Consider the following 12,116-nt stretch of genomic DNA (forward strand, 5'->3'; position numbering starts at 1 on the left):
GGGGCCTGTCTGGTCCTGAATAAGGTTTACACCTATTTCACGGCTGGGTGCTCTTGTGGCGAGGGAGCTTGCTCCCGCTCGGCTGCGCAGCAGTCGTAAACCGGCCCATGCGGTATGACCGAACGACTGCGGTGCCTGGCTTTGGGGCTGCTGCGCAGCCCAGCGGGAGCAAGCTCCCTCGCCACGGGGTTTTGTGTTTGGCCGGCATGGTCTGCGAATAAATATCGATCTTCGTCGTCAGACGCTTCCGAGCGTTACCGGTGTTTCGAAATGTGTAACCAAAGGCGCCACAACGGGGCGATGTGAAACGCCAAGCCCCGATACAGGGCGCTTCCGGGTGTCTGCAAAAATAAGCCGACACGCTGTGCTTGCCGGATTAGAAGGGTTTGCGAATAATGGGCCCGCTATTTGCAGCATAGATCGGTTTCCCTTCTTTTGCTCTTGCATGAATTTGCGAGGCTGTCAATGCGCTCGAACAGCTTTCTCGGTGCTTCTGTAATTTGTTGTCGCATTGAAGAAATATCGGCTTCGGGCCTGTCGTTAGAATGCCGATCACTCGCTCGTCGTGGCTCGTGTTGAATAAACCGTGAGCTTCCTAGGACGCAGCACCAAAGTTCGTTTCACCCATTCGCATATTGGGCTGTTGCTCACTCTGCCGTTTTTGCCCTTTACCGATGGAGTCCCAAGATGAAGAAACTTGTGCTGCTTGGCGCCCTGGCACTGTCCGTGCTGTCCCTGCCAACCTTCGCGGATGAGAAGCCCCTGAAGATTGGTATCGAAGCGGCTTACCCTCCGTTCGCCTCGAAAGCTCCGGATGGCAGCATCGTCGGTTTCGACTACGACATCGGCAATGCGCTGTGCGAAGAAATGAAGGTCAAGTGCGTGTGGGTCGAGCAAGAGTTCGACGGTCTGATCCCGGCGCTCAAGGTTCGCAAGATCGACGCGATCCTGTCGTCCATGTCGATCACCGAAGATCGCAAGAAGTCGGTTGATTTCACCAACAAGTACTACAACACCCCGGCTCGTCTGGTGATGAAGGCCGGTACCCAGGTCAGCGACGGTCTGACCGAGCTCAAGGGCAAGAATATCGGCGTGCAGCGTGGTTCGATCCACGAGCGTTTCGCCCGTGAAGTCCTGGCCCCGCTGGGTGCCGAGATCAACCCATACGGTTCGCAGAACGAGATCTACCTGGACGTGTCCGCTGGTCGTCTCGACGGCACCGTGGCAGACGCTACGCTGTTGGATGACGGCTTCCTCAAGACCGATGCCGGCAAGGGCTTCGCGTTCGTCGGCCCGGCCTTTACCGACGTCAAGTACTTCGGCGACGGCGTCGGCATCGCGGTGCGCAAGGGCGACGCGTTGAAGGACAAGATCAACGGCGCGATCGCGGCCATTCGCGAGAACGGCAAGTACAAGCAAATCCAGGACAAATACTTCGCTTTCGACATCTACGGCAAGTAACGACGTCCCGCCACTCGTGCGAAATGGCGCAAGCAACAGGATCTCTGCGGTTTGCGCCATTTTTTCATCCCACTCTCGAGGACCTGAATCATGTTGAAAGGCTACGGGGCTGTCATCCTCGATGGCGCATGGTTGACGCTTGAGCTCGCCTTGTCGTCCATGGCCCTGGCCATCGTCCTGGGGTTGATCGGCGTTGCGTTGCGCCTCTCTCCGGTGCGCTGGCTGGCGTGGCTGGGCGACCTGTATGCCACGGTCATTCGCGGTATTCCCGATCTGGTGCTGATCCTGCTGATTTTCTACGGCGGCCAGGACTTGCTCAACCGTGTGGCGCCGATGCTCGGCTACGACGATTACATCGACCTGAACCCGCTGGCGGCCGGTATCGGCACGCTGGGGTTCATCTTCGGTGCCTACCTGTCGGAAACCTTCCGCGGTGCCTTCATGGCGATCCCCAAGGGGCAGGCCGAGGCGGGCATGGCGTACGGCATGAACGGGTTCCAGGTGTTTTTCCGGGTGCTGGTGCCGCAGATGATTCGCCTGGCGATCCCGGGCTTCACCAACAACTGGCTGGTGCTGACCAAGGCCACCGCGCTGATTTCGGTGGTGGGCCTGCAAGACATGATGTTCAAGGCCAAGCAGGCGGCAGATGCCACGCGCGAGCCTTTCACCTTCTTCCTCGCAGTGGCGGCGATGTACCTGGTGATCACCAGTGTCTCGTTACTGGCATTGCGTCACCTTGAGAAGCGCTACTCGGTAGGCGTAAGGGCGGCTGATCTATGATCTTCGACTACAACGTCATCTATGAAGCCTTGCCGCTGTATTTCAGTGGCTTGTTGACCACTCTGAAGTTGCTGGCCCTGTCGCTGTTCTTCGGCCTGCTGGCGGCGTTGCCCCTGGGGCTGATGCGGGTGTCCAAGCAGCCGATCGTCAACATGACGGCCTGGCTCTACACCTACGTGATCCGCGGCACGCCGATGCTGGTGCAACTGTTCCTGATCTACTACGGGCTGGCGCAGTTCGCGATCGTTCGCGAAAGCTTCCTCTGGCCGTGGCTGTCCAGTGCGACCTTCTGTGCGTGCCTGGCGTTTGCCATCAACACCAGCGCCTACACCGCCGAAATCATCGCCGGCAGCCTGCGGGCCACGTCCAATGGTGAGATCGAAGCGGCCAAGGCCATGGGCATGTCGCGCTACAAGCTGTATCGCCGGATCCTGCTGCCATCGGCCTTGCGTCGGGCGCTGCCGCAATACAGCAACGAAGTGATCATGATGTTGCAGACCACCAGCCTGGCCTCCATCGTGACCCTGATCGACATCACCGGTGCCGCGCGCACAGTGAATGCGCAGTACTACTTGCCGTTCGAAGCCTACATCACGGCCGGCGTTTTCTACCTGTGCCTGACCTTCATCCTGGTGCGCCTGTTCAAGCTGGCCGAGCGCCGCTGGTTGGGTTACCTGGCCCCGCGCAAGCACTGATAACGCATCGATCCGATCGACTGCTCAACGACTGACGTTTTGTGAGAACCGACCGCATGTACAAGCTTGAAGTCCAAGACCTGCATAAACGCTATGGCAGTCACGAAGTGCTCAAGGGCGTGTCCCTGAAAGCCGCCGCCGGCGATGTGATCAGCATCATCGGCTCCAGTGGCTCGGGCAAAAGTACCTTCCTGCGTTGCATCAACCTGCTTGAGCAGCCCCATGCCGGCAAGATCCTGCTCAACAACGAAGAGCTGAAGCTGGTCGCCGGCAAGGACGGCGCGTTGAAGGCCGCAGACCCCAAGCAACTGCAGCGCATGCGTTCGCGGCTGTCGATGGTGTTCCAGCATTTCAACCTGTGGTCCCACATGACTGCGCTGGAAAATATCATGGAAGCGCCGGTGCATGTGCTGGGCGTGACCAAGGCTCAAGCGCGGGAGAAAGCCGAGCACTACCTGAACAAGGTCGGCGTGGCCCATCGCAAGGATGCCTACCCGGGCCACATGTCCGGCGGCGAGCAGCAGCGTGTGGCGATTGCCCGTGCGCTGGCGATGGAGCCGGAGGTGATGCTGTTCGACGAGCCGACCTCGGCCCTCGACCCGGAACTGGTAGGCGATGTGCTCAAGGTGATGCAGGGCCTGGCCCTGGAAGGCCGGACGATGGTGGTGGTGACCCACGAAATGGGCTTTGCCCGTGAAGTGTCGAACCAGCTGGTGTTCTTGCACAAGGGCATCGTCGAAGAAAGCGGCAACCCGCGCGAAGTGCTGGTCAATCCGCAATCCGAGCGCTTGCAACAATTTCTTTCGGGCAGCCTCAAGTAATCGCTCCCGTTACGCACCTGATTTGGGTCATGCTGCGCACCGCGCGCCAGATGGTCTAATTTGGTTGCAGCCGCTTTTGGCTTTAACACTGTTTTCGCTTCGGATCGCCCGCCATGACTGCCCATCGAATAGGTTTCCTGATTTGGCCCAGCACTAAAGCCTTGACGCTGGCGCTGGCCGAGGAGGCCTTGCGTGTTGCTCAGCGGGTGCATCCGGATGTGGTCTATGAACTGTCGTTCTTGCAGGCGGAACCACCGGTCGACGGCGCCTGGCAACTGCCGGGCGAGCCCTGGGCTGGCAGGCTCGAAGGCTTGCAGAAGCTTTTCCTGCTGGCCGATGAGCCGCCGGCTGCGCTGGCCTCATCCCTGAGCAGCGCCCTCAAGCAACTGGTGCGTGCCGGTTGTGTGATTGGTGGTTTGTCTGCCGGTGTCTATCCCCTGGCCCAACTGGGTTTGCTCGACGGTTACCGGGCCGCCGTGCATTGGCGCTGGCAGGACGATTTCTCCGAGCGCTTCCCCAAGGTCATCGCCACTAGCCATCTGTTTGACTGGGATCGCGATCGCCTGAGCGCTTGCGGCGGCATGTCGGTGCTCGACCTGTTGCTGGCGGTGCTGGCTCGCGATCACGGCGCGGAACTGGCCGGTGCGGTGTCGGAAGAGTTGGTGGTCGAGCGCATTCGCGAGGGCGGCGAGCGTCAGCGCATCCCGCTGCAGAATCGTCTTGGCTCCAGCCATCCAAAGCTCACCCAGGCGGTGCTGCTGATGGAAGCCAACATCGAAGAACCGCTGACCACCGACGAGATCGCCCAGCATGTCTGTGTATCCCGTCGACAGCTGGAGCGGATCTTCAAGCAATACCTCAATCGCGTGCCCAGCCAGTATTACCTGGAACTGCGCCTGAACAAGGCCCGGCAGATGCTGATGCAGACCAGCAAATCCATCATCCAGATCGGCCTGTCCTGCGGTTTTTCCTCGGGGCCGCACTTCTCCAGCGCCTACCGCAACTTCTTCGGCGCCACACCGCGGGAAGACCGCAACCAGCGGCGCAGCAGCAGCCCGTTCGAACTGTCGTCGGTGCCGTCCGAGCGGGGCTAGGGCATAAGGCTCCTGGGGTAAGACAACTTCCTGTGGCGAGGGAGCTTGCTCCCGCTGGGCCGCGAAGCGGACCCAAATGGTAACCCCGGTACCTCAGATTGATCGGGGGTTTTTCTGGGGGACGCTGCGCGCCCCAGCAGGAGCAAGCTCCCTCGCCACAGATAACGCCTCTCAAGCTCCAGTTGTGGCTGGCCAGGGAAATATGGATGCAGGTGCCTCAAATCCCTTGGCAACGTTTAAACTGCGCCTTTGCGACGCTATTTGTCGCATTGCCGTAAACCCGCGAAAAACGTGGGTTGGCGCTATAAGAAGTTGTCGCTTGGCGGCAAGGCCGGGCTGAAAACTGTCCTTACAATCCTTACCAAGCCCGCCAGTTCCAGGCGGGTGTTCCTCATCAGGAGACTCCGATGTCCGTTGAGCAAGCCGCGGTACAACGCGCCGATTTCGACCAGGTTATGGTTCCCAACTATGCACCTGCTGCCTTCATCCCTGTGCGTGGTGCCGGTTCCCGCGTATGGGACCAATCCGGTCGTGAGTTGATCGACTTTGCTGGCGGTATTGCAGTCAACGTACTGGGCCACGCCCACCCGGCGCTGGTCGGCGCACTGACCGAACAGGCCAACAAGTTGTGGCACGTGTCCAACGTATTCACCAACGAGCCGGCCCTGCGCCTGGCCCATAAGTTGGTCAACGCAACCTTTGCCGAGCGTGCTTTCTTCTGCAACTCTGGCGCTGAAGCCAACGAGGCCGCCTTCAAGCTGGCCCGTCGCGTCGCGTTCGATCGTTTCGGCAGCGAGAAGTACGAAATCATCGCCGCGCTCAATAGCTTCCACGGTCGTACCTTGTTCACCGTCAACGTCGGCGGGCAGTCGAAGTACTCCGACGGCTTCGGTCCTAAAATTACTGGCATTACCCACGTTCCTTACAACGACCTGGCCGCTTTGAAAGCCGCCATTTCGGATAAGACCTGCGCCGTGGTGCTGGAACCGATCCAGGGCGAGGGCGGGGTACTGCCGGCCGAGCAGGCCTATCTGCAAGGCGCCCGCGACCTGTGCGATGCCCACGACGCATTGCTGGTGTTCGATGAAGTGCAGACCGGCATGGGTCGCAGCGGCCACCTGTTCGCCTACATGCATTACGGCGTGGTCCCGGACATCCTCACCAGCGCCAAGAGCCTGGGTGGTGGTTTCCCGATCGCGGCGATGCTCACCACCGAAGCGCTGGCCAAGCACCTGGTCGTCGGTACCCACGGCACCACCTACGGCGGTAACCCGCTGGCCTGCGCGGTGGCCGAAGCGGTGATCGATGTGGTCAATACGCCTGAGGTACTCGGTGGTGTCAAAACCAAGCACGCCAAGTTCAAGGCGCGCCTGGAGCAGATCGGCGAGAAGTACGGCCTGTTCACCCAAGTACGCGGCCTGGGCCTGCTGATCGGCTGCGTGCTGAACGACGCCTGGAAAGGCAAGGCCAAGGACATCTTCAACGCCGCCGAACAGGAAGGCCTGATGATCCTGCAAGCCGGCCCGGACGTGATTCGCTTCGCCCCGAGCCTGGTGGTGGAAGACGCCGATATCGACGAAGGCCTGGATCGTTTCGAGCGGGCCGTGGCGAAGTTGACTCAGGCCTGATTGTTTACAGACTGTACCGGCTCCATTGTGGAGCCGGGCTTTTGTGGGAGCAAAGCTTGCTCGCGACGGATCGCCTCGGCCTTGCAGGTAGAACTCATTGCCTGCATCGCGAGCAAGCTTCGCTCCCACAAACCTGCTCCCACATTTGAGTCAATAGGGAGGCAGGTCCGGTATTTTTTCTTTGTGTCGACCTGAGGTCGAACCCTTTATTTCAAGTTAAGGAGTGACACCATGCTGGTGATGCGCCCCGCGCAAATGGCTGATCTGGGCGAGGTACAGCGTCTGGCTGCGGACAGTCCGATCGGTGTCACTTCCTTGCCGGATGACGTGGAACGCCTGAGCGACAAGATCGCCGCAAGCGAAGCCTCGTTTGCCGCCGAAGTCAGCTTCAACGGTGAAGAGAGCTATTTCTTCGTCCTTGAAGACACCACGACCGGCAAGCTGGTGGGCTGTTCGGCCATCGTCGCTTCGGCCGGTTATTCCGAACCGTTCTACAGCTTTCGCAACGAGACTTTCGTTCACGCCTCCCGTGAGCTGAAGATCCACAACAAGATCCACGTGCTCTCCCAGTGCCACGACCTGACTGGCAACAGCCTGCTGACCAGTTTCTACGTGGTGCCGGAGCTGGTGGGTTCGCCATGGTCGGAACTCAATTCCCGCGGGCGCCTGCTGTTCGTCGCCAGCCACCCGGAACGGTTTGCCGATTCGGTGGTGACCGAGATCGTCGGCTACAGCGATGAGAATGGCGACTCCCCGTTCTGGGACGCCATCGGTCGCAACTTCTTCGACCTCAATTACGCCGCCGCCGAGCGTCTGTGCGGGCTGAAAAGTCGCACCTTCCTCGCCGAATTGATGCCGCATTACCCGATCTACGTGCCGCTGTTGCCGGACGCCGCCCAGGAAGCCATGGGCCAGGTCCATCCGCGGGCGCAGATCACCTTCGACATCCTGATGCGCGAGGGTTTCGAGACCGATCACTACATCGACATCTTCGACGGTGGCCCGACCCTGCACGCTCGTGTCTCGGGCATCCGCTCGATTGCCCAGAGCCGCGTGGTGCCGGTCAAGATCGGTGAACCGGTCAAGGGTGCCGGCCGCCAGTACCTGGTGGCCAATGCCCAGTTGCAGGATTACCGCGCCGTGCTGCTCGAGCTCGATTACGCGCCGGGCAAACCTGTGACGCTGGACATGGAAGCGGCCGAAGCCTTGGGCGTCGGCGAAGGCGCCAGCGTGCGCCTGGTAGCCGTATAACGCTTTACAGCTGAGTTTCGCGGGTGGCGTGAGCGACCCGTTTGAGGAGATAGCATGATCGTTCGTCCCGTACGCAGCAGCGATTTACCCGCTCTGATCGCCCTGGCCCGCAGCACGGGTACCGGCCTGACCACCTTGCCGGCCAACGAAGAGCGCCTGGCCCATCGGGTCGGCTGGGCCGAGAAGACCTTTCGCGGCGAAGCCGGGCGCGGTGACGCGGACTACCTGTTCGTGCTCGAAGACGATGACGGTCGCGTGGTGGGCATTTCCGCCATCGCCGGTGCCGTGGGGTTGCGTGAGCCCTGGTACAACTTCCGGGTCGGCCTGACAGTCAGCGCCTCCCAGGAGCTGAACATCTACCGGGAAATCCCGACCCTGTTCCTGGCCAACGACCTGACCGGCAATTCCGAGCTGTGCTCGCTGTTCCTGCATGCCGATTTCCGCAGTGGTCTCAATGGCCGCATGCTGGCCAAGGCGCGGCTGTTGTTCATTGCCGAATTCCCGCAATTGTTCGGCAACAAGATCATCGCCGAGATGCGCGGCATGTCCGACGACAAGGGGCGTTCACCGTTCTGGGAAAGCCTGGGCCGGCACTTCTTCAAGATGGAATTCAGCCAGGCCGATTACCTCACCGGCGTGGGCAACAAGGCGTTCATCGCCGAGCTGATGCCCAAGTTCCCGTTGTACACCTGTTTCTTGTCCGAAGATGCCCGGGCCGTGATCGGCCAGGTTCATCCGGACACCGAACCGGCATTGTCGATGCTCAAGAGCGAAGGCTTCAGTTACCAGGGTTACGTCGACATCTTCGACGCCGGCCCGGCGGTGGAGTGCGAAACCGGCAAGATCCGCGCGATTCGTGACAGCCAGGCGCTGGTGCTGGCCATCGGTACGCCGGGTGATGACGCCACGCCGTTCATCATTCATAACCGTAAGCGCGAGGACTGCCGCATCACGGCGGCACCGGCGCGCCTGGCTGCGGGCACCCTGGTGGTCGATCCGCTGACTGCCAAACGTCTTCAACTCAATGCCGGCGATCAGGTGCGTGCCGTCGCGTTGTCTGCTGCTCGGGAGTCGAAATAATGAATTCGCTGTACATCGCAGGAAGTTGGCTGGAAGGCCAAGGTGACGTTTTTGAGTCGTTGAACCCGGTGACCCAGCAGGTGCTGTGGTCGGGCAAGGGCGCCACGGCTGCGCAGGTGGAGTCGGCGGTGCAGGCCGCGCGCCAGGCGTTTCCGGGCTGGGCTCGGCGCACGCTGGATGAGCGCATCCAGGTACTGGAAGCCTTTGCCGCGAGCCTGAAAAGCCATGCTGACGAACTGGCCCAGTGCATCGGTGAAGAAACCGGAAAACCGTTGTGGGAAGCGGCGACCGAAGTCACCACCATGGTCAATAAAATTGCCATTTCGGTGCAGAGCTACCGCGAGCGGACCGGTGAGAAGAGCGGCCCCCTGGGCGACGCCACCGCCGTGCTGCGCCACAAGCCCCATGGCGTGGTGGCGGTGTTCGGCCCCTACAACTTCCCCGGTCACTTGCCCAATGGCCACATCGTGCCAGCGCTGCTGGCCGGTAACAGCGTGCTGTTCAAGCCGAGCGAGCTGACGCCGAAAGTCGCCGAGCTGACGGTCAAGTGTTGGGTCGAGGCCGGCCTGCCAGCGGGCGTGCTGAACCTGCTGCAAGGCGCGCGGGAAACCGGTATCGCCCTGGCGGCCAACTCGGGCATCGACGGACTGTTCTTCACCGGCTCCAGCCGTACCGGCAATCTGTTGCACCAACAATTTTCCGGGCGTCCGGACAAGATCCTCGCGCTGGAAATGGGCGGCAACAACCCGCTGGTGGTGGATGAGGTGGCCGACGTCGATGCTGCGGTCTACACCATTATTCAGTCCGCTTTCATTTCCGCCGGGCAGCGCTGCACCTGTGCGCGCCGCCTGCTGGTGCCGGAAGGGGCCTGGGGCGATGCCTTGCTGGCGCGCCTGGTGGCCGTCAGCTCGACCCTTGAAGTCGGTGCTTTCGACCAGCAACCGGCACCCTTCATGGGGGCGGTGATTTCCCTGGGCGCGGCAAAGGCGCTGATGGACGCGCAGAACCATTTGCTGGGCAAAGGCGCGGTGCCGCTGTTGAGCATGACCCAGCCCCAGCCTCAGGCGGCATTGCTGACGCCGGGTATCCTGGACGTGACGACCGTGGCCGAGCGGCCTGATGAAGAACTGTTCGGGCCGTTGCTGCAAGTGATCCGCTACAAAGATTTCGCAGCGGCAATCACCGAGGCCAACAATACGCAATATGGCCTGGCCGCCGGGTTGCTGTCCGATTCCCAAGAGCGTTACCAGCAGTTCTGGCTGGAGAGCCGTGCCGGTATCGTCAACTGGAACAAGCAACTGACGGGGGCTGCCAGCAGCGCGCCGTTCGGCGGTGTCGGCGCTTCGGGCAACCATCGCGCCAGTGCTTATTACGCGGCTGATTATTGCGCGTACCCGGTGGCGTCCCTGGAGACTCCGAGCCTCGTCATGCCGGCTGCCCTGACCCCCGGCGTGAGAATGGTGTGAACCCCGATCGCGAGCAAGCTCGCTCCCACAGGGGGTTGTGCAGTCCTTTGTGGGAGCGAGCTTGCTCGCGATAGCCGCGACGCGGTTGTAATTGATGCCTATAAAAACAGATTCTCGTGGAGCCTCGCTGATGAAATCCTATGAAGTCAACTTTGACGGTCTAGTGGGGCCGACCCATAACTACGGCGGGCTCTCGTACGGCAACGTCGCCTCCCAGAGCAATAGCCAGCAGTCCTCCAACCCCAAGGAAGCGGCGTTGCAGGGCCTGGCGAAAATGAAAGCGCTGATGGACATGGGTTTCCAGCAAGGTGTGCTGGCGCCGCAGGAGCGCCCGGACGTGGCGGCCCTGCGTCGGTTGGGTTTTGCCGGCAGCGATGCCCAGGTCATCCAACAGGCCGCGAAAGAAGCGATGCCGCTGCTGGTCGCCAGTTGCTCGGCCTCCAGCATGTGGGTGGCTAACGCCGCCACCGTCAGCCCGAGTGCCGACACCGCTGATGGTCGCGTGCATTTCACCGCCGCCAACCTGAATTGCAAATACCACCGCAGCATCGAACATCCGACCACCAGTCGTGTGCTGGGGGCGATGTTCGCCAACCAGCAACACTTCGCCCACCACGCCGCGTTGCCAGCGGTGGCGCAGTTCGGCGATGAAGGCGCGGCCAACCACACCCGTTTCTGCCGCGCCTACGGTGAGGCCGGTGTCGAGTTCTTTGTGTTCGGTCGCAGCGCTTTTGACACCCGCTATCCCGCGCCGCAGAAATACCCGGCGCGCCAGACCCTGGAAGCTTCCCAGGCTGTTGCCCGCCTGCACGGGCTGAGGGAGGAGGGCGTGGTGTACGCTCAACAGAACCCATCGGTGATCGACCAGGGTGTGTTCCACAACGACGTGATCGCGGTGGGCAATGGCGAAGTGCTGTTCTATCACGAGGACGCGTTTCTCGAGACCGACAAGATGTTGGCCGAGCTGAGCGCCAAACTCGCCAAAGTCGGTGGCAAATTTCAGTCGGTGTGCGTGCCGCGTTCGGCGGTGACGGTGGATGATGCGGTGCGTTCCTACCTGTTCAATAGCCAGTTGCTGTCGCGTCCCGACGGCTCCATGCTGTTGATCGTGCCGGAAGAGTGCCGTGGCAACGAGCGCGTCTGGCAATACCTGCAGGGCCTGACGGGCACTGGCGGGGTGATTCGCGAAGTGAAGGTCTTCGACCTCAAGCAAAGCATGCAGAACGGTGGTGGCCCGGCTTGCCTGAGGTTGCGCGTGGCCCTTAATGAAACCGAGCTGGCGGCCGTCAACCCAGGGGTTATCATGACCGCGCCGCTGTACGATTCGCTGACCCAATGGGTCGAGCGGCACTACCGCGACCGCATGACCGAAAACGATCTGGCAGACCCCCAGTTGCTGCTCGAATGCCGTGGGGCACTGGATGAACTGACACAAATCCTTAAACTTGGCTCGGTTTATCCTTTCCAGATCAATTGAAAGCGCGCGCGACCTGACTACAGTCAAAGCAGGGCGCGTTGCCTTATTCCCAGACGAGAACGTAAAGACATGAGCGATACCTTGCAGCTGATCCTTGAAGACACCGACGGCACCCAACTGGAAACCTCCTGCACCCGCGTCGCGGTGATGTGGCAAGGCAAGGAGTTGTGGATCCAGCAGGATGGCCGTGGTCAGTTGCTGATCGGCGTCGATGTCGAGGAAGGGGACGAGGAATACGCCAACCTGTTGTTGCGTCCATTGGCGACCAACCTGGTCAGCCTGCAACTGGAAATGGAACCGGCGGACGTCGGCGACGATGACCATGTCCATGGCCCGGATTGCGGCCACGACCATTAAGGAAAC

General features: G+C 61.1%; 11 protein-coding genes. All 11 read left to right on the plus strand.

Going from position 1 to position 12,116, the window contains the following annotated elements; translation table 11 throughout:
• Positions 1-687: 687 nt before the first annotated feature.
• A complete protein-coding gene (locus V7773_RS19725; RefSeq protein WP_336074637.1) occupies positions 688-1,461 on the plus strand; it encodes an ABC transporter substrate-binding protein in 774 nt (257 codons plus the stop codon).
• A gap of 90 nt (positions 1,462-1,551) precedes the next feature.
• Positions 1,552-2,241: an ABC transporter permease gene (locus V7773_RS19730; protein ID WP_003204800.1), complete on the plus strand. Its 690-nt coding sequence runs from the start codon at positions 1,552-1,554 to the stop codon at positions 2,239-2,241.
• Complete coding sequence (locus V7773_RS19735) at positions 2,238-2,936, plus strand: ABC transporter permease (RefSeq protein WP_063324707.1); 699 nt, start codon at positions 2,238-2,240, stop codon at positions 2,934-2,936. Before V7773_RS19730 ends, V7773_RS19735 begins: the two co-directional genes overlap by 4 nt.
• A gap of 56 nt (positions 2,937-2,992) precedes the next feature.
• Positions 2,993-3,757 carry an ABC transporter ATP-binding protein gene (locus tag V7773_RS19740; protein ID WP_063324708.1) on the plus strand — a complete coding sequence of 255 codons (765 nt, stop codon included), beginning with the start codon at positions 2,993-2,995 and terminating at the stop codon, positions 3,755-3,757.
• A 113-nt stretch (positions 3,758-3,870) separates the two neighbouring features.
• Positions 3,871-4,851 (plus strand): transcriptional regulator ArgR, encoded by a 981-nt coding sequence (gene argR, locus V7773_RS19745; RefSeq protein WP_092145232.1) that lies wholly within the window; start codon positions 3,871-3,873, stop codon positions 4,849-4,851.
• 407 nt (positions 4,852-5,258) lie between these two features.
• Entirely contained in the window at positions 5,259-6,479 is a 1,221-nt protein-coding gene (locus V7773_RS19750) for an aspartate aminotransferase family protein (protein ID WP_063324710.1), read from the plus strand.
• 231 nt (positions 6,480-6,710) lie between these two features.
• Positions 6,711-7,730 (plus strand): arginine/ornithine succinyltransferase subunit alpha, encoded by a 1,020-nt coding sequence (aruF, locus tag V7773_RS19755; protein WP_092145236.1) that lies wholly within the window; start codon positions 6,711-6,713, stop codon positions 7,728-7,730.
• Positions 7,731-7,784: 54 nt separating this feature from the next.
• Complete coding sequence (gene astA / locus V7773_RS19760) at positions 7,785-8,810, plus strand: arginine N-succinyltransferase (protein WP_063324712.1); 1,026 nt, start codon at positions 7,785-7,787, stop codon at positions 8,808-8,810.
• Positions 8,807-10,276, plus strand: a complete 1,470-nt coding sequence (gene astD / locus V7773_RS19765) for a succinylglutamate-semialdehyde dehydrogenase (RefSeq protein WP_336074713.1) — start codon at positions 8,807-8,809, stop codon at positions 10,274-10,276. The genes astA and astD overlap by 4 nt, the downstream gene beginning before the upstream one ends.
• 130 nt (positions 10,277-10,406) lie before the next feature.
• Entirely contained in the window at positions 10,407-11,753 is a 1,347-nt protein-coding gene (astB, locus tag V7773_RS19770; protein ID WP_336074642.1) for an N-succinylarginine dihydrolase, read from the plus strand.
• A gap of 69 nt (positions 11,754-11,822) precedes the next feature.
• Entirely contained in the window at positions 11,823-12,110 is a 288-nt protein-coding gene (locus V7773_RS19775) for a hypothetical protein (protein ID WP_003178862.1), read from the plus strand.
• The last annotated feature ends 6 nt before the right edge of the window (positions 12,111-12,116 follow it).

This window comes from Pseudomonas sp. 3JA (assembly GCF_036961705.1).
GTDB lineage: Bacteria > Pseudomonadota > Gammaproteobacteria > Pseudomonadales > Pseudomonadaceae > Aquipseudomonas > Aquipseudomonas fluorescens_Q.

What these genes read in the sequence shown, in the direction of transcription:
- V7773_RS19735 (WP_063324707.1), top strand. Translation starts at nt 2,238, where the DNA reads ATGATCTTCGACTACAACGTCATCTATGAAGCCTTGCCGCTGTATTTC.
- V7773_RS19740 (WP_063324708.1), top strand. Translation starts at nt 2,993, where the DNA reads ATGTACAAGCTTGAAGTCCAAGACCTGCATAAACGCTATGGCAGTCAC.
- aruF (WP_092145236.1), top strand. Translation starts at nt 6,711, where the DNA reads ATGCTGGTGATGCGCCCCGCGCAAATGGCTGATCTGGGCGAGGTACAG.
- V7773_RS19750 (WP_063324710.1), top strand. Translation starts at nt 5,259, where the DNA reads ATGTCCGTTGAGCAAGCCGCGGTACAACGCGCCGATTTCGACCAGGTT.
- astB (WP_336074642.1), top strand. Translation starts at nt 10,407, where the DNA reads ATGAAATCCTATGAAGTCAACTTTGACGGTCTAGTGGGGCCGACCCAT.
- argR (WP_092145232.1), top strand. Translation starts at nt 3,871, where the DNA reads ATGACTGCCCATCGAATAGGTTTCCTGATTTGGCCCAGCACTAAAGCC.
- V7773_RS19730 (WP_003204800.1), top strand. Translation starts at nt 1,552, where the DNA reads ATGTTGAAAGGCTACGGGGCTGTCATCCTCGATGGCGCATGGTTGACG.
- V7773_RS19775 (WP_003178862.1), top strand. Translation starts at nt 11,823, where the DNA reads ATGAGCGATACCTTGCAGCTGATCCTTGAAGACACCGACGGCACCCAA.
- V7773_RS19725 (WP_336074637.1), top strand. Translation starts at nt 688, where the DNA reads ATGAAGAAACTTGTGCTGCTTGGCGCCCTGGCACTGTCCGTGCTGTCC.
- astA (WP_063324712.1), top strand. Translation starts at nt 7,785, where the DNA reads ATGATCGTTCGTCCCGTACGCAGCAGCGATTTACCCGCTCTGATCGCC.